At 72.5% G+C, this 17,291-nt stretch carries 10 protein-coding genes; 6 read left to right on the forward strand and 4 right to left on the reverse strand.

Annotated features, from left to right (window positions below; all coding sequences use genetic code 11):
* Positions 1 to 140 precede the first annotated feature (140 nt).
* From IE272_RS29225 to IE272_RS29250, 6 genes are all read left to right on the forward strand, one after another.
* Positions 141 to 1,268, forward strand: a complete 1,128-nt coding sequence (locus IE272_RS29225; protein WP_190008931.1) for a CDP-glycerol glycerophosphotransferase family protein — start codon at positions 141 to 143, stop codon at positions 1,266 to 1,268.
* Between the two features lie 166 nt (positions 1,269 to 1,434).
* Positions 1,435 to 2,214, forward strand: a complete 780-nt coding sequence (locus IE272_RS29230) for a methyltransferase domain-containing protein (protein ID WP_190008832.1) — start codon at positions 1,435 to 1,437, stop codon at positions 2,212 to 2,214.
* 60 nt (positions 2,215 to 2,274) lie between these two features.
* Complete coding sequence (locus tag IE272_RS29235) at positions 2,275 to 3,165, forward strand: TylF/MycF/NovP-related O-methyltransferase (RefSeq protein WP_190008834.1); 891 nt, start codon at positions 2,275 to 2,277, stop codon at positions 3,163 to 3,165.
* A 342-nt stretch (positions 3,166 to 3,507) separates the two neighbouring features.
* A complete protein-coding gene (locus tag IE272_RS29240) occupies positions 3,508 to 6,957 on the forward strand; it encodes a bifunctional glycosyltransferase/CDP-glycerol:glycerophosphate glycerophosphotransferase (protein WP_190008836.1) in 3,450 nt (1,149 codons plus the stop codon).
* Positions 6,954 to 9,833 carry a bifunctional glycosyltransferase/CDP-glycerol:glycerophosphate glycerophosphotransferase gene (locus IE272_RS29245; protein ID WP_190008837.1) on the forward strand — a complete coding sequence of 960 codons (2,880 nt, stop codon included), beginning with the start codon at positions 6,954 to 6,956 and terminating at the stop codon, positions 9,831 to 9,833. Before IE272_RS29240 ends, IE272_RS29245 begins: the two co-directional genes overlap by 4 nt.
* Positions 9,830 to 10,981: a glycosyltransferase gene (locus IE272_RS29250; protein WP_190008839.1), complete on the forward strand. Its 1,152-nt coding sequence runs from the start codon at positions 9,830 to 9,832 to the stop codon at positions 10,979 to 10,981. The genes IE272_RS29245 and IE272_RS29250 overlap by 4 nt, the downstream gene beginning before the upstream one ends.
* A 39-nt stretch (positions 10,982 to 11,020) precedes the next feature.
* Here the strand turns inward: IE272_RS29250 and IE272_RS29255 are convergent, their stop codons facing one another.
* The 4 genes from IE272_RS29255 to IE272_RS29270 all read right to left on the reverse strand — a co-directional run bounded on the left by IE272_RS29255 (position 11,021) and on the right by IE272_RS29270 (position 17,232).
* Positions 11,021 to 13,249 (reverse strand): bifunctional glycosyltransferase/CDP-glycerol:glycerophosphate glycerophosphotransferase, encoded by a 2,229-nt coding sequence (locus tag IE272_RS29255; RefSeq protein ID WP_190008840.1) that lies wholly within the window; start codon positions 13,247 to 13,249, stop codon positions 11,021 to 11,023.
* Positions 13,250 to 13,438: 189 nt separating this feature from the next.
* The gene (locus IE272_RS29260; RefSeq protein WP_056707397.1) at positions 13,439 to 14,380 is read right to left on the reverse strand and encodes a carbohydrate ABC transporter permease; all 942 of its coding nucleotides are present in this window, start codon (positions 14,378 to 14,380) and stop codon (positions 13,439 to 13,441) included.
* A gap of 100 nt (positions 14,381 to 14,480) precedes the next feature.
* Positions 14,481 to 15,767, reverse strand: coding sequence for a carbohydrate ABC transporter permease (locus tag IE272_RS29265; protein ID WP_056707395.1), 1,287 nt, complete (start codon positions 15,765 to 15,767; stop codon positions 14,481 to 14,483).
* A 106-nt stretch (positions 15,768 to 15,873) separates the two neighbouring features.
* On the reverse strand, positions 15,874 to 17,232 hold the full coding sequence (locus IE272_RS29270) for an ABC transporter substrate-binding protein (RefSeq protein ID WP_079044185.1): 1,359 nt from the start codon (positions 17,230 to 17,232) through the stop codon (positions 15,874 to 15,876).
* Between the last annotated feature and the right edge of the window lie 59 nt (positions 17,233 to 17,291).

Raw genomic sequence — 17,291 nt, forward strand, 5'->3', positions numbered from 1 at the left:
CCGGGGTCACCGGCGCTGACCCGAACGGGTGAACACGAGCCTCCCGTTCCCCGGCCCCGCGACTACCCTCGGCTCCCATGCCCCACCGTGCGCCCGCCGTGTCCGTCGCCGCCGCGAAGCGGTTCGTCCGCAGGCAGGCCATGCGGGCCGCCTACCGCACCGACCTGCGCCGCCCGCTCGACCCGAACCTCGCCGTCTACGGGGCGTACTGGAACCGGGGCGTCGCCTGCAACCCCGCCGCGATCCACGCCAAGGCCCGCGAACTGGCCCCGCACATCAGGGGCGTGTGGGTCGTCTCCTCCCGGCACCGCGACCGGATGGAGCCGGGCGTGCCGTACGTCATCGAGGGCTCGCGCCCCTACTGGCGGGCCATGGCCACCGCCGCCTACCTGGTCAACAACTCCAGTTTTCCCGGCGGCTTCACCAAGCGGACCGGTCAGCGCTATCTCCAGACCCACCACGGGACCCCGCTCAAGACCATGGGGCTGGACCAGCGCGCGTACCCCGCCCTCGCCCGGAAGACCGACTTCGCCAAGATCCGCGCCCATGTCGGCCAGTGGGACTTCAGCCTCTCCGCCAACCCGCACAGCACGGAGGTCTGGGACCGCGTCTACCCGGGCGCGTACGAACGGCTCGACCTCGGCTACCCCCGCAACGACTCCTACGCCACCGCCACCGCCGAGGACATCGCGAAGATCCGCGCCGAACTGGGCATCGCCGAGGGGCAGACCGCCCTCCTCCACGCCCCGACCCACCGCGACTACCGCGACGGCTTCGTACCCGATCTCGACCCCGAGCGGCTGGCGAGCGAACTGGGCCCGGACTACGTCCTGTTGGTGCGCGCCCACTACTTCTACGGGCGCTCCGCCGAGGTCGGCGGGGCGGGGGCGGGGCGGGTCATCGACGTCACCGGGCACCCCCGGGTCGAGGAACTGTGCCTGGCTGCCGACGCGTTGATCGCCGACTACTCCTCCCTGATCTTCGACTACGCCTGTCTGGACCGCCCGATCGTCGTCCACGCCCCCGACTGGGCCGCCTACCGGGCCACGCGCGGGACGTACTTCGACCTGCTCTCCGGGCGCCCCGGCGACACCCCCGGCCCCGTCACCACCACCCCGGCCGAGCTGGCTGACGTGTTCCGGACGGGGGAGTGGCGGTCCCCGGAGTCGGCCGCGCTGCGCACCGCGTTCCGGGAGCGGTTCTGCCCGTACGACGACGGGCACGCGGCGGAACGCGTCGTACGGCGGTTCTTCGCCCCGTCCCTGTGACGCTGGGCCCGCCCCCCCCCTGTCCCTGTGACGCGGGGCCCGCCACCGGTCGGCCGGCGCGTCCGCCACCCGAATGGCTCAAGGCGGGCCTCCCGTGCCGATTCCTCCGCGCCGCACGGTCGTTGTGCCCAACAGCTCGCTCACCCCGCCATGTTGGGAGACGTCCATGCACCGGTCCGCCTACGAGCAGATGGAACTCTGCATCCAGGAGTATCTGCCCGTCGAAGGGCCCGCGTCAGGCGCCTACCGCGTCGTCGACCTCGGATCGCGCATCTCCGGCAAGCAGACCCGTACCCACCGGGCGCTGCTCGCCGGGCATCCCGTCGACTACTTCGGGGTCGATGTGCAGGACGGCCCCAACGTCGACGCGGTGATGACGAAGCCGTACCGCATCCCCGCCCGCTCCAACAGCGCCGATGCCGTGCTGTCCGGCCAGGCGTTCGAGCACATCCCGTTCTTCTGGGCGTCGATGCTGGAGATCGCCCGGATCCTGAAGCCGGGCGGACACGCGTTCATCACCGCCCCCTCGCGCGGCCACGTCCACGACGCGCAGGACTGCTGGCGCTACTACCCCGACGGATTCCGTGCGCTCGCCGCCCACTCGCGGCTCGAACTGCGCGAGGCCTACACCGACTTCCCGCCCAGGAAGGGCATCTGGCACGACTACCGGGCCATCGACAGAAAGGCCGCCTACTGGGGCGACTCCGTCGGCGTCTTCCGCAAGCCGCGGCGCTACCCGCGTCTGACCATGTTCGCCGTACGGGAGCTGGCGGTGTGGTGGGCGAACCGGGTCGGCGGCGTGGACGGCGTCCCGCTGCCCCGCCCGGTGGACGGCCGCGAGCGGTGCGGCAGGCCCGAATCCGCCCCCGTACCCGGGCAGACACCCGCACCCGAGCGGACGCCCGCGCCGGAAACGGCTCCCGTGCTCGCCGAGTCGGAGGGCTGAGCGGTGAGAGGCGCGATGTGGCGGTCCGGCGGGATCAATAGCAGGTTGACGAAAGATGACATGCGGTGCAAACCGCGCGTACTGTCCCGGGGCATGGCTTGGCGCAACGCCGTCAACGGCGTCCTTCAGCAGCTCACCGGATATCAGCTCAGGCGTGTCACGGTGCCTGCCGCCCGCACCGCCCCCGCCGGTCCCGTACCGGCTCCGGCCGACGCACCCGCCCCCGTTCCCGCGACGGTCGCGAAGCCGAAGCCCACGGCGAAGAAGCCCGCTCTCGCTTTCCCGGCGGACTACGACGACGAGGCGAAGGAGATCATCCGCGCGGTCAAGCCGTACTCGATGACCTCGCCGGAGCGGCTCAACGCCTTCATCCTCGCCACCCGTCACATCGTCCGGCACGACATCCCCGGCGACATCGTCGAGTGCGGCGTCTGGCGCGGCGGTTCGATGCAGGCCTGCGCCCGGACCCTGCTGGCAGCCGGCGAGACCGAGCGCGACCTGTACCTCTTCGACACGTACGAGGGCATGACCCCGCCCACCGCCGAGGACCTGCGGCGCGACGGCCGGCCGGCCCAGGAACTGCTGGACGCCCAGGGCAAGGACCGGCCGATCTGGGCGGTCGCCTCGCTGGAGGACGTCCAGGCGGGCTTCGACGCCGTCCCCTACCCGAAGGAACGCGTGCACTACGTACGCGGGCGGGTCGAGGACACCGTCCCCGGGCAGGCCCCCGAACAGATCTCGATCCTGCGCCTGGACACCGACTGGTACGCCTCCACGAAGCACGAACTGGAGTACCTGTACTCCCGGTTGGTCAGCGGCGGGGTGCTCCTGATCGACGACTACGGCTACTGGCAGGGATCACGGCAGGCGGTCGACGAGTTCCTCGACAAGACCGGTGAGCAACTGCTCCTGCTCCGGATGGACGAGGGCCGGATCGCCGTCAAGCCCTGACCCCGCGCCCCGTGTCAGCGCCGAGCGCATCGAGCCCCGTGCCCTTCCGGTACGGGGCTCGAACGTGCTCCCGGCGCGCCCCGGGAAGCGTGACTCCGCCCTCCGCGTCACCCGAACGGACCCCCTCGGGTGACCCGTCCCCCCGGCGCGGGTTGTACCCGATGGCCCCCGAAGGCCCCTCGCGCCCCGAAGCACCCGAAGTCCCGACCGAGAACCCGAATTCCGTCCGGGCCCCCGCCCGGTTCCCTGTCCGAGTCCCCGCTCCAGTCCCCGCTCCAGTCCCCGTCTCCCCGACGCTCATTGCCCCCTGATGTCGTCCGTCCGGAAGGATCGTGCGCCGCGATGGCACCCCGTCTCACCGTCGTCGTCCCCCTCTACAACGTCGAGGAGTACCTCGGTGCCTGCCTGTCCTCGCTCGCCGAGCAGACCATGCCGGACCTGGAGGTCGTCCTCGTCGACGACGGCTCCACGGACAACGGCCCGGCCCTGGCACAGGAGTTCGCCGACCGGGACCCGCGCTTCCGGCTGATCCGGCAGGAGAACGCCGGACTCGGCGCGGCCCGCAACGCCGGGGTCGGCGAGGCCCATCCCGGCGCGGAGTTCCTGACGTTCGTCGACAGCGACGACGTCGTGCCGCCCGGCGCGTACGCCCGGATGCTGGCCGAACTCGACCGCTCCGGCTCCGACTTCGCCACCGGCAACGTGCTCCGGCTGCGGGCCGGCGGGGAGCTCGAACAGTCCCCGATGTTCCGCAAACCGATGGAGAAGGCCCGGCGGGCCACCCACGTCACCCGGGACTGGATCCTGCTCGGCGACCGCATCGCCTGCAACAAGGTGTTCCGCCGCACCTTCTGGGACGAGCACGCCTTCGCCTTCCCCACCGGGGTGCTGTACGAGGACATCGCCGTCGTCCTGCCCGCCCACTTCCTGGCCCGCTCCGTCGACGTCGTCGAGGAACCCGTCTACCACTGGCGCGACCGCGACGGCTCGATCACCACCCGGCGGGCCGTGCCCCGGGGCATCCGCGACCGGGTCACCGCCGTCACCACCGTCAGCCGCTTCCTCGCCGGCCGGCCCGACCTGGCCGAGGCCAAGCGCCGCTACGACGCCCACGCCCTCTCCGGCGACCTGTGGCTGTTCATCGAGGCGCTCGGGGGCGGCGACGCGGAGTTCCACGAGGCGTTCCTGAAGCACGCGGGCGCGTTCGCCGCCACCGTCGAGCCCGGCGTCCTCGCCGGACTGCCCCTGCATCTGCGGGTCAAGTGGCAGCTCATCCGCGAACGCCGGCTCCCCGAACTCCTCGCCCTCCTCGCCGACGAGAAGAAGGACCGGGGCACCTTCCACGTCACCGGACTGCTCCGCCCCCGCGCCCACCACCCCGCCGTCCGCGACCCCCTGCCGCCCGCCACGACCGCACTGACCTCCGCCGACCTGCCCGTCCAGGCCCACCTCACCGAGGCCGTCTGGCGGGACGGACTGCTGCATCTGACCGGCCACGCCTACGTACGGAACGCCCCGGGCGGTCCGGTCCGGCTCGGCTGGCTGCGCTCCGGGAAGCGGCTGATCCCCCTGCGGACCCGCCCCGTCCCGGGCGACGAGGCCACCGCCCTCTCCGGCCGCTCCCTCCACCGCTACGACCGCGCCGGGTTCGAGGCCGTCGTCGACCCGCGCAGGCTCACGGCGAAGGGCACGGGCAGCGGCGGACGCACGACCTGGAAGCTGGAGGCCGTCGTCGTCGGCGCGGGCCGGCCGCGCCGGGGCCCGATGCGGCTCGTCTCCACCCCGGCCCCGCCCGCCGTGACGTACACCGACGAGCGGACCCGGATCGTCCCCGTCCTCTCCGGCAACAAGCTGGAGCTGCGCACCGAACGCGTCGCCGCCGTCCTGACCGGGCAGTCGGCGGTCGAGGACGCCGTGCGCCTGGAGGTGAGGATCCTCGGCGACGCCGGACCGGTCGCCCTCAGGCTCACCGAGTGGCGCACCAAGGAGACCCGGGAGTTCGCCCTGCGCGGCTCGCTCGGCTCCCGGGCCGCGGACATCCCGCTCAGCGCCTTCCGGGGGGAGGACGACGTATGGGGCGTCCAACTCGTCGGTGAGGGAGAGCCGTTGACGGTGGCAGCCCGGACCGACGGCCAGGACGGACGCTACGCACTGCCCGGCGGCCGTGAGCTGTACGCGGCCCCCAACCCCTCGGGCGACCTCGTGCTCACCGACCGGCCCGTCCAGCCCGTCGTCACCTCGGCCGTCCGGGAGGAGTCGGGCGACCTGATCCTCGAAGGGACCTTCCCCGAGCCCGCGGGCGCCTTCCGGGAGCTCGTCCTGCGGCACGGCGGCCACCGGGAGGAGGTGGTCCTCGGCCTGGAGCGAGGAGACGGCGACCACTTCCGGGCCGTGGTCGCGCCCGCCGCCGTCGAGGGGCCCGGCGGGGTGCTGCCGCTCGCCGAGGGGCGCTGGTACCTCTTCCTGCGCGAACCGGGGGAGCGGGACCCGGAGGCCTACCAGCCGCTCCGCCTCAGCACCCCCCTGCATCGCACCCTGCCGACGCGACAGCACATCGGCGGACGGGACTTCACCCTCCAGCGCCGCCACCACGACCGGCTCGTCCTGGAGTCGGGCTCCGCCCTCCCCGTCGGCGAGCGGGGCGCTTACGGGCAGCGGATCCAGCGCGAGCGGTACGCCGGACTGCGCGCCGCCACGGTCGACGAACCGCGCCCGGCCGTCCTCTACTCCAGCTTCGACGGCCGCCAGTACTCCGACTCGCCCCGGGCCGTCCACCGCGAACTCGTCACCCGGGGAAGGGACATCGAGCACCTGTGGGTGGTGCGCGACCAGCAGGCGGCCGTGCCCGAAGGCGCCCGCCCCGTCGCCCTGCACAGCGCCGACTGGTACGAGGCGCTGGCCCGCAGCCGCTGGATCGTCACCAACACCCACCTGCCCGAGTGGTTCGAGCGGGCCGAGGGCCAGTGCGTCGTCCAGACCTGGCACGGCACCCCGCTCAAGCGCATCGGCCGCGACCTCGCGGGCACCCCGCACGCCGACGCCGCGTACATGGCGTCCATGGAACGCCGGTCCGCCCAGTGGAGCGTGCTCGTCTCCCCGAACAGCTTCTCCACCCCCGTCCTGCGCCGCGCCTTCGGCTACTCGGGCGAGGTCCTGGAGTGCGGCTACCCGCGCAACGACCTGCTGTACGCCCCCGACCGGGACAAGATCGCCGCCACCGTACGCGAACGGCTCGCGCTCCCCGAGGGGCGACGCGTGATCCTGTACGCCCCCACCTGGCGCGACGACCGCCCACGCCAGGGCGGACGCCATGGATTCGACCTCCAACTCGATCTGGACCGGGCCCGGGAGGGCCTCGGCGAGGACCACGTCCTGCTGGTCCGCCGCCACTACCTCGTCGGCGGCAGCGTCCCCGACACCGCCTTCGTCCGGGACGTCTCCCGCCACCCGGACGTCGCCGAACTGCTCCTGGTCAGCGACGTCCTGGTCACCGACTACTCCTCGATCATGTTCGACTTCGCGCAGACCGGCCGCCCGATGCTCTTCCACACCCACGACCTGGCCCACTACCGCGACACCCTGCGCGGCTTCTGCTTCGACTTCGAGCAGCGCGCCCCCGGACCCCTGATCCCCGACTCCGCCGGGATCGTGGCCGCCCTGCGCGACCCGGAAGCCGCGACCGCCGGGCACCGGGAGGAGTACGAGCGGTTCCGGGAGGCGTTCTGCGACCTCGACGACGGGACCGCCGCCGCCGGGGTCGTCGACCGGATGCTCAAGGGGGAGCAGGCATGAGCGACTTCAGCTGTGTGATCACCGGCGGCGGGGACAGCGAGGGCCCCGGAGGCGCCGACGCCCTGCGCGCCTCCGTGGAGTCCGTGCTCGGCCAGTCGCTGCGCGGAGCCGAGGCCGTCGTGGTCCTCGCCGCCACCGCCGCCCCGGCCGTCCGCACCGCCGCCCGCGCACTCGCCGACCGCGCCCCCGGGCGGGTCCGCCTCATCCGCGCCGATCCGGCCGTCCGCACCACCGGAGCCCTGCGCAACGCGGGCCTGGACGCGGCGGACGGCCGGTACGTCCTGGTCCTCGCCACCGGCGAACGCCTCCAGCTCCACGCCTGCCGCAACCTCTGGCAGGCGGGCGAGACCAGCCGCGCCGACCTGATCGCCGGCCGCTGGAGCCGGATCACGGACGAGGGCGGCAAGGAACGGGAGCCGTCCTGGCAGGGTGAGCTGTACGCCCGCTCCCGCACCCTCTCCCGCTTCACCGACGCCCCCGAACTCGTCGTCAGGGACGCCCTGGTGACCGGATTCTGTCTGCGCCGCGAGGCCGCCCGACGGCACGGGCTGCGGTACGAGGAGGACCTGGCGCACGGCGAGATCCTCTTCGGCCCGCTCGCCGCCGCCGCGGTCGGCCGGATCGCCCTGGTCCGCCGGCTGATCGTGACCGGCCGGACCGTCCCCGACCGGGCCCGCGACCTCGCGGCCCTGGTCGAGGCCCACCGCCGGGTCGCCAACACCCTGCTCGCGCACGGGCTGCCCGGGCTGTGCGAGGAACGGGAGAGGGCGTTCGCCCGCGACCACCTGGTGCCGCTCGCCCGGACCTTCCCCCAGCTGCCCGCCGCCCGCCGCGACCGGGTCACCGCGGCCGCCGCCCGCGCGCTGACCGGTTCCTTCCGGTCGGACCTGCCGGGCCTCCCGCCGCTGGAGCGGGTCGCCGTGAACCTGCTGGCCCGGGGCGACGCCGAAGGAGTCCTCACCGCGGCGTACGCGCTGAGCAGGCCCGCCACCGTGTGCGCGCCGCTGACGACGGGCGCGGACTCCCGGGTGGCCTGGGGCGGCGACCCGGAGAGGCCGGGCATCGACGTCACCGAACTCGGCCACCAGTACCGCACGTTCGGCGACGCGCGGCTGATGAACCGGCTCACCCGCGCCACCGCAGAGCGGGGCCGCCTGCTGCTCGAAGGCCGCCTCGTGCTGCCCGGCCACAGCGGGCCCGCCCCCGGAACCCCCCTCACCGCGACCCTGGAGTTCCGGGCCCGGGGCGGGGCGCGCGCCGTCGCGTTCCCGGTCGATGAGGTCCGGCACGACGGCGACGGGATCATCTGGCGCGCGCGGGCCGACGTCTCACGCCGGCTGCGCCCCGTCGGCATGCACGACACCGCCTGGGACGCGCGACTGACGGTGACCGCGGGGGGCCCCGACGGGCCCCGGTCCGTCAGCGATCTGTTCGCCCCGCAGGATCAGGTGGAAGAGGCCCTGCGGTTCGCCGCCAGGCCCCGGCTCGGGCGGCTCGCCGGGGACACCTGGGAGCCCTACATCACGCTCAAGGACCACTTCGCGCTCCGGCTGACCGCCCGCCGCCGCCCGGCCCGCACCACCCACCGCCTGGTCCGCTACGCGACCCGCTTCCGGCCCGCGCGCAAGGCGAAGCTCCTCGTCCGGTCCCTGCGCAAGCGCCTGGACCGCTACCGCTCCCGGGGCTTCAAGGTCCCCGTCTACAACACCTGGCTCACCCGGCTCCCCGTGCGCCGGGGGTCCGTCGTCCTCGAAAGCCACATGGGCACCTGCTACGGGGACAGCCCGCGCGCCCTGTACGAGGAGATCCGCCGCCAGGGCCTGAAACTGCACGCCACCTGGTCCTACGACCCCTCCCCGGCCGGTTTCCCGGACGACGCCCGCCTCGTACGCCGCTGGTCCTGGCGCTACCTGTGGGCGCTGGCCCGCGCCGAGTACTGGGTCGACAACCAGGGCTTCCCGCAGCAGCTGCACAAGCCCCGGCACACCACGTACCTCCAGACCTGGCACGGCTCCGCGTACAAGCGGATGGGCTTCGACGAGACCCGCGTACGGCTCCAGAACGCCCCCGGGCGCGAACGGCTCCAGCGGGCGGTGGACCGCTTCGACCACTTCCTCGTCCGCTCCGAGCACGACGTGAACACCCTCGCCCGCGCCTACCGGCTGCCCGAGGAACGGCTCCTGCGCACCGGCTACCCGCGCAACGACGCCCTGATCGCGGAGCGCGACCGGGCCGAGACCGAAGGACGGCTGCCGCGCCCGCCGCTCGCCGGGGCGCTCGGGCTGGACGACCACAAGAAGACCGTGCTGTACGCGCCGACGTTCCGGGGCGGCCCCGGCAAGCAGCGCAGGGCCCGACTCCTGCTGGACGTACGGGAGTTCGCCGAGCGGTTCGGCGACACCCACACCCTGCTCGTGCGGGCCCACTACCTGGAGTCCGCCCGGCTGCCGCTCTGCCCGCCCGGAACCGTCGTCGACGTCTCGCGCCACCACGATGTCAGCGAACTCCTCGCCCTCACCGATGTGTTGATCACCGACTACTCCTCCATCATGTTCGACTTCGCCCTCCTCGACCGGCCCGTCGTGCTGTACGCCCCCGACCTGGAGGCGTACGCGGCCGAGCGCGGCAGCTACTTCGACCTGCGGGAGGAGGCCCCCGGGCCGGTGACCGCGACGCAGGAGGAGCTGTTCGCGACCCTCGCGGAACTGAAGAAGTCCGACACCCGGTACGCCGACCGACGCCGGGCCTTCGTGCGGCGGTTCGGGCCCTACGACCGGGGCGACGCGGCCCGCAGGACCGTCGCCGCCGTCTTCGCCCCCGGATCCTCCCGGGGCGCCCGCCACACCATCGACCACGACCGGGGGGCCGGCCGATGAGCCGCGACATCTTCATCGTCTCCAACAGCACCGACGAACTCGGCGGCGTCACCGCCTGGATGCACCAGACCGCCCGCCTCTTCGCCGGCCAGGGACACCGGGTCCACGCCATCGGCATCCACGCGTCCGACCTCAAGATGGCGCTGCCCGGACAGCCCGGACAGCCCGCACACCCCGTCACCGCCCTCTACCCCGCCCACCCCCCGACCCCCTGGACACCCCACGGCGTCCGCGACCGCTTCCGCCTCCCCACCCGGCGCAAGGAGGCGGCCCGGGTCGCCGCCAAGAAGCGGGCGGTCGCCCGGCTCTCGGAGATCTTCGCGACCGCCCGCCCCGGCGCGGTCGTCATCGTCACCCAGGTCTGGGCGATGGAATGGGTCGGGGAGGCCGACACCACCGGGTTGCGGGTCATCGGGATGAGCCACGAGTCCTACGGCTACTCCCGCGCGAGCCACCGCTACCGCTGGATCAAGAACCACTACAAGGACCTCGACCACTGGCTCGTCCTCACCGAGGAGGACGCCGACCAGTGGGCCGGGGACGGCATGAACAACGTCGGCTTCCTGCCCAACGCCCTCTCCCGCCTCCCCGTCGTGCCCTCCCCGCGCACCGCGAGGACCGTCGCCAGCATCGGCCGGCTCAGCGACCAGAAGGGCATCGACCTGCTCCTGGACGCCTGGGCCCTGGTCGCCCCCGCCCGCCCCGACTGGCGGCTGCGCGTGTACGGGGCCGGCGAGGACGAGGCCGCGCTGAAGGCCCGGTGCACCGGACTCGGCCTCGACGGATCCGTGGAGTGGATGGGCCGCACCGACGACGTGGAGCGGGCCCTCGCCGAGGCGTCCGTCTTCGTCCAGTCCTCCCGGGGCGAAGGCTTCCCGCTGGCGTTGCTGGAGGCGATGGCGAGCGGCGTGCCCTGCGCCGCCTTCGACTGCGCGCCGGGGGTGCGGGAGATCGTCCGCGACGGTGAGGACGGGCTCCTGGCCCCCGCCGGTGACATCGCCGCCCTCGCCGACCGGCTGCTGCGGCTCACCGGCAACCCACGGCTGCGCGACGCGATGGGCGCGCGCGCCCGGTCCGGCGTCCAGCGGTTCTCCGAGCCGGAGACCCTGCGCCGCTGGGAGGAGCTGTTCGCGTTCCTGGAACGCTGAGCACGCCCGCCGAGCACGTGGGTGAACGACAGGCCGGGGTCAGCTCTTGACGCCCGCCCCGGCCCCGTCCTGCGCCGGAAGGGCCGAGGGCGTCCGGCGGGCGGCGGACGGCACCGGCAGCGGCAGCCCGTCCGTCTCCCCGAGAAAGACCCGCCGCACCACCCGCTCGGCGGCGTACCCGTCGTCGTACGGGCAGAACCGGGCCCGGAACGCGGCCCGCAGCTGCGCCGAGCGGGAGCCCCGCCAGTGGTCCGTGGCGAAGATGTCGAACAGCTCGTCCTGGCCCCGGGCCACGATGCCGGGCGGGAACGCCGTGATGTCGAAGTACGTGCCCCGGGCCGCCTCGTACGCCTCGATGTCGGCCAGGTGCAGCACCACCGGGCGGTCCAGGTTGACGTAGTCGAACATCAGCGACGCGTAGTCCGTGATCAGCGCGTCCGACGCGAGCGCCAGCGTCTCCACGGACCGGTGCCCGCTGACGTCGATGATCCGGGAATGCGGCGCCCGGTGGCCGCCGGGGCCCGCGAGCTGCGGCGCCCGGGCCAGGACCACGAACTGCGGGCCCAGGACCCGGACCAGCCGCTCCAGGTCCAGGGCGGGCTGCTGGACACGCCGGTAGTCGCGGTGCGTCGGGGCGTACAGCAGGGCCGTGCTGCCCGCCGGGATCCCCAGCGTCTCGCGCAGCCGCGCCACATCGGCCGGACCGGTGCGGTGGTACACGTCGTTGCGCGGCGAGCCGTACTCCAGCGTCAGATACGCGGACGGGTAGGCCCGTTCCCGTACGAGGGTGGAGTGCGGGTTGGCCGAGAGGGAGAAGTCCCAGGTGTCCACGGAGCGCAGCAGCTGCTCGAAGTCGGTGCCCCGGGCGGCGGCGGGCCGGTCCAGCAGATCGGTGCCCACGGTCCGCAGGGGCGTGCCCTCGTGGGTCTGCAGCAGGACCTGGCCCCGGCGCTTGACCAGCCCCCGGTCGAAGGCGGCGTCGTTCACCAGGTACGCGGAGCGGGCCAGCGCCGTCCAGTGGGCGAAGGTGCCGGGCACGAGATGCCGGGTGCCGGTCGGCACGGTGTGGGCGTCGACGGCCCGGCAGATCCAGGCCGTCCGCACCCCCGGGACCAGCTCGCGGACCTTCGCCTCGATCGCCGCCGGGCTGCCCGTGTACCCCCCGCTGCCCCGGGCGGCGAACACCGCGTCCCGGGAGCGCAGCGGCAGCCTCAACTGAATCCGGTAGTGCGCCCGCAGCGCCGAGCCCCGCACCGCCCGGCGCACCGCGGCCGAACCCCGGCGCAGCCGGCCGCCGAGGCGCTGGGCCCCCGACAGGGCCTGGTAGGTGCGCCGTGCGCCGAGCCGCAGCAGGCCGTGCCGCAGCTGCGCACGGCGGGGGACCGGGGCGCCGGGGGTGCGATAGCGGCGGCAGGACGCGGCCGCCCGGCGGAAGAACGCTGCGCGGCTGTGGTGCGGCAGCCGGTCCCGGGAGGCGAACAGCGCCGAGAAGTGGTCCAGCATCCGGCGGAACATCACCGGTCGCCACAGGGCGAGTTCGGGGCGCGCGTCGATGAACGCGAACACCCGGTCGTACTGGTCGAAGACGTCGAAGTGCTTCTCGCTGGTGGTGGAGAGGATGTTGCCGCGCCGCCGCTGCCGGTAGGAGACGCAGACCGCGTCCAGCACCGCGATCGACCCGGCCGACATCAGCACCGGGTAGGTCCAGGGGGTGTCCTCGTAGTAGCCGGGCGGGAAGGTGAACCCCTCGGCCTCGATGAACGCGCGGCGGTACGCCTTGTTCCAGACGACCATGAGGAGTCGCAGCAGCTCGGGGCGGTCGGTGAGCCGGAAGCGGGCGGGCCCGCCCTCGTCGAGGTGGGCGGCCAGGACGTTGCGCACACTGCGGCCCGTCCAGTACGTACGGGCGTAGTCGTACATCAGGACGTCGGGTTCGCCGGTCGCGTCGATCCGGTCGGCGATGGTCTGGAGCGCGTCCGGGAGCAGGGTGTCGTCGCCGTCGAGGAAGATCAGGTAGTCGCCGGCCGCCCGGCCCATCCCGGCGTTGCGTGCCGGTCCGAGGCCGGTGTTGCGGGGGAGGTGCAGTGCGGTGACGCGGTGGTCCCGGCGGGCGTACTCGTCGGCGATCGGCCCACAGGCGTCGGGGGAGCAGTCGTCGACCACGACGATCTCGTAGTCCTTGAAGGACTGGGCCAGCACGGAGTCCAGACACGCGTGCAGATAGGCCTGGACCCGGAATGCGGGCACGATGACGGAGAACCGGGGCACTACACATCCATGGGTCGATCGTTCGCGGGAAGCAGGCAGACCGCAAACGTCGGATGGAATGACAGGGTTACGCCGGACGTGGCAATCGGGGGACGCGGACGGCGAAGCGGCCCGGTTCCGGGGAACCGGGCCGCTCCGGGTTGACGTACAGCCGTACGCCTTCGAGGGTGTACGGCCTTGTGGCGAGGGCTACTTGACCGAGCCTGCCATCACTCCGGTCACGAACTGCCGCTGGAAGGCGAAGAACACCACCAGCGGGATCACCATCGACACGAACGCGCCGGGCGCCAGTACGTCGATGTTGTTGCCGAACTGGCGTACCTGCTGCTGGAGCGCCACGGTGATCGGCGGCGACTCGGAGTCCGCGAAGATCAGCGCGACCAGCATGTCGTTCCACACCCACAGGAACTGGAAGATCCCGAGCGAGGCGATCGCCGGACCGCCCAGCGGCATCACGACCCGGACGAAGAGCCGGATCTCGCCCGCCCCGTCGAGCCGGGCGGCCTCCAGCAGTTCGCGGGGGATCTCCGCGAAGAAGTTCCGCAGCAGGAAGATCGCGAACGGCAGGCCGAACGCGGTGTGGAACAGCACCACCCCGAGCGTCGTCTCGAAGATCCCGATGGTGCCGAAGAGTTCGGACACCGGGATCAGAGCGACCTGTACGGGCACCACCAGCAACCCGACGACCAGCAGGAACCACCAGTCGCGGCCGGGGAACTCCATCCACGCGAAGGCGTATCCGGCCAGCGAGCCGATCACCACCACCAGCACCGTGGAGGGCACGGTGATCATGATCGTGCTGACGAGCGAGCCGGTGATCGTCGAATTGTCCAGCAGCCGCTGGTAGTTGTCGAAGGTCATCTCCGACGGGGCGGTGAAGACCTTCCACCAGCCGGTCGCCGCGATGTCCTGCGGCCCGCGCAGCGAGGACAGCAGCAGGCCGATCGTGGGCATCAGCCAGAACAGGGCGACCAGGATCAGGAAGACCCGCATCACCCCGCCGCCCGCACGGGCGGCGATCCGCGCGCCGAGGGACTGCTTGGCCTTGGGCGCTCCTGGGGCGCTCGTCTGCCGGGAAACCGCCTTCTGGCGGCCGATGCGTGCGGTGTTCACTTCCGGTGCGCTGCTCATCGCCGTCCCTCCTTCCGGATCCGGCGGATGTTGCTGCGTTCTTCCGGGGGACGACCCCCGGACCCCCGGCCGGGAGGCGGCACGGGGCGTGCGTGGCCCGTCATCGGCGTCCCTCCTTCCGGATCCGGCGGATGTTGAACAGCATCACCGGGATCACCAGCAGCAGCAGCAGGACCGCGATGGCGCTCCCGATCCCCAGGTCCGCGTCCGTGCCGAACGAGGACCTGTACAGCTGGAGCGCCAGCACGTTCGCGTCGTCCTGCGAGGAGCCGGGGGCGATGATGAACACCAGGTCGAAGACCTTCAGCACGTTGATCATCAGTGTGACCAGGACCACCGCGAGCACCGGCGCCAGCATCGGCACCGTGATCCGGCGGAACACCTGCCACTCGTTGGCGCCGTCCACCCGGGCCGCCTCCAGGAGCTCGCGCGGCAGACCGGCCAGGCCCGCCGCGATCAGCACCATGGCGAACCCGGCCCACATCCACACGTAGCTGCCGATGATCCCGGGCGTCACGAGGGACGGCCCGAGCCAGTCGACGCCGTTGTACGGCTCGCGGAAGTTGTCGGCGGGCAGGCGCAGTTGGGCCCCGTCCGCCGAGGCGGGCAGGGTGAACACGCCGTCCGCTCCGGCCGTGGCGGTGGCGACGACCTTCCCGTCCTTCACCGCCTCGATCTTCAGGCCCTTCAGGCCCAGTTCCTTCGGGTCGACGACATTCGGCTTGCCGCCGCCGCCCCGGGTGAAGTCCAGCCAGGCGGTTCCGGAGATCTTGTCCCCGGAGGCCGCCGGGGCGCCCTCCGCCGGCCGTGCGTCGCCCGGCATCTTCGCCGGAGCCACGCCGATCAGCGGCACCCGCAGCGGCTGGCCCGCCCGGACCGGCTCCTTGGACACGAACGCCCCGCCGTCACCCTTCTCCAGCGGGTGCACGGGCAGCGGGCGCGCCTTCGGGAAGCCGGATGACTCGTTGAACGTGTCGTGCACGCCCACCGCCACCGCGTTGGCCACGCCCCGCTCGGGAGCCTGGTCGTACACCAGCCGGAAGATGATGCCCGCGGCCAGCATCGAGATCGCCATCGGCATGAAGACGATCAGCTTGAACGCGGTGCCCCAGCGGATCCGCTCGGTCAGCACCGCGAAGATCAGCCCGAGCGCGGTGGCGACGGTCGGGGCGAAGACCACCCAGATCGCGTTGTTCTTCACCGCCGTGACGATGGTGGCGTCGGTGAACAGCGCCTTGTAGTTGTCGATCCCGGCGAAGCCCGTGCCGGCCTGGTCGAAGAACGACCGGTAGACCGAATACCCGATCGGGTAGAGCACCAGCGCGCCGAGCAGCACCAGCGCGGGCAGCAGGAACGCCGCCGCGATGACCTTGCGGGTGCCGGTCACGCTCTTGCGGGACCTCTTCGGGTCCGGGGGAGGGGACGGACGGGGATGCGTGTCGTCGGCGGGGGGCGCCGACCCGGCGCCCCCCGCGGTCGCTGTCGTCACGGCGTCAGCTCTTGTACGCCTTGACCGCTTCGGACTCCAGCTGTTTCTGGGTCCCCGCGATGTCCTTCGGGTTCTTCAGGAAGTCCTGGAGGATCTTCCACTCGCCCTTCCCGGGCGTCCCGCCGAACGACTGCGGGGCCTGGTCGGACATGTCGAACCGGACGTCGTCACCGGCGTCGATCAGCGCCTGGGCCATCGTGCGCTGCACGTCGTTCGGGTACGCCTTCAGGTCCAGGCCCTTGTTCGGGGAGATGAACCCGCCCGCCTCGGCCCAGATCTTCGCCGCGTCGGAGGACGCCAGCCAGGTCAGCAGCGCCTGAGCGCCCTTGGTGTCCTTCAGCGCCACCGCCGCGTCGCCGCCGGTCACCACGGGGGAGTCCGCGCCGACCGCCGGGAACGGGAACACCTTGGCGTCCGTGCCGATCTTCGCCTCGGTCTGCGCGATGTTGATGGAGACGAAGTCGCCCTCGAACACCATCGCGCCCTTGGGCTGGTCGCCCCCGGTGAACGTCTGGGTCACCGAGGCCGGGAACTCCGTCTGGAGCGCCCCGTCCGCGCCGCCCGCGATCAGCTCCGGCTTCCCCCACAGCCCGGCCAGCGTGGTCAGCGCGTCCTTGACGGACGGGTCGGTCCACGGGATCTCGTGCTTCGCCAGCTGGTCGTACTTCTCCGGCCCGGCCTGGGAGAGGTAGACGTTCTCGAACCAGTCGGTCAGGGTCCAGCCGTCCGCGCCGCCCACCGAGACCGGCGTGACGCCGGAGGCCGAGATGGTCTCCGCGGTCGTCAGGAAGTCCTTCCAGGTCTTCGGCTCGCTTGCCCCCGCGTTGTCGAACGCGGCGGCGTTGTACCAGATCAGGGACTTGTTGGCGGCCTTGAAATACACGCCGTACTGGGTGCCGTCCACCGCGCCGAGGTCCTGCCAGACCTTCGCGTAGTTCTTGTCGAGCTGAGCCTTCGCCTCGGCGCCGACCGGCTTGGCCCACTTCTTCGCGGCTGCCTGCTGGATGGCGCCGACCTGCGGGATCATCGCCACGTCCGGCGGCTGCTTGCCCGCGATCTTGGTGCCCAGGAAGTTGATGATCGGGTCCTGCGCCGGGACGAAGGTGACGCTCGCGCCCGTGCGCTTCTCGAACTCGTCCAGCACCTTGGTGAAGTTTTCCTGCTCGGGTCCGGTCCAGACCGCGGCGACGGAGATGTTCTCCCCGTCCAGCTTCGGCAGCTCGACCGTGGACGCGCTGTCCGTGCCCTTGCCGGATTCGTCGTCAGACTTCTTCTTGCCGTCGCCTCCGCAGCCGGTGAGCGCCAGAGCGCCGGCCGCCGCGAACACCACTGCGGCCCTGCGTATCCGAAGGGTTGTGCGCATTACTGCCCCGTCTCTTCTTTACGCGTCCGGCCATGTCCGCATGCCCGGACCACGTCGTC

Origin of the sequence: Streptomyces anulatus, assembly GCF_014650675.1 — a bacterium.
Taxonomy (GTDB): Bacteria; Actinomycetota; Actinomycetes; order Streptomycetales; family Streptomycetaceae; genus Streptomyces; species Streptomyces anulatus.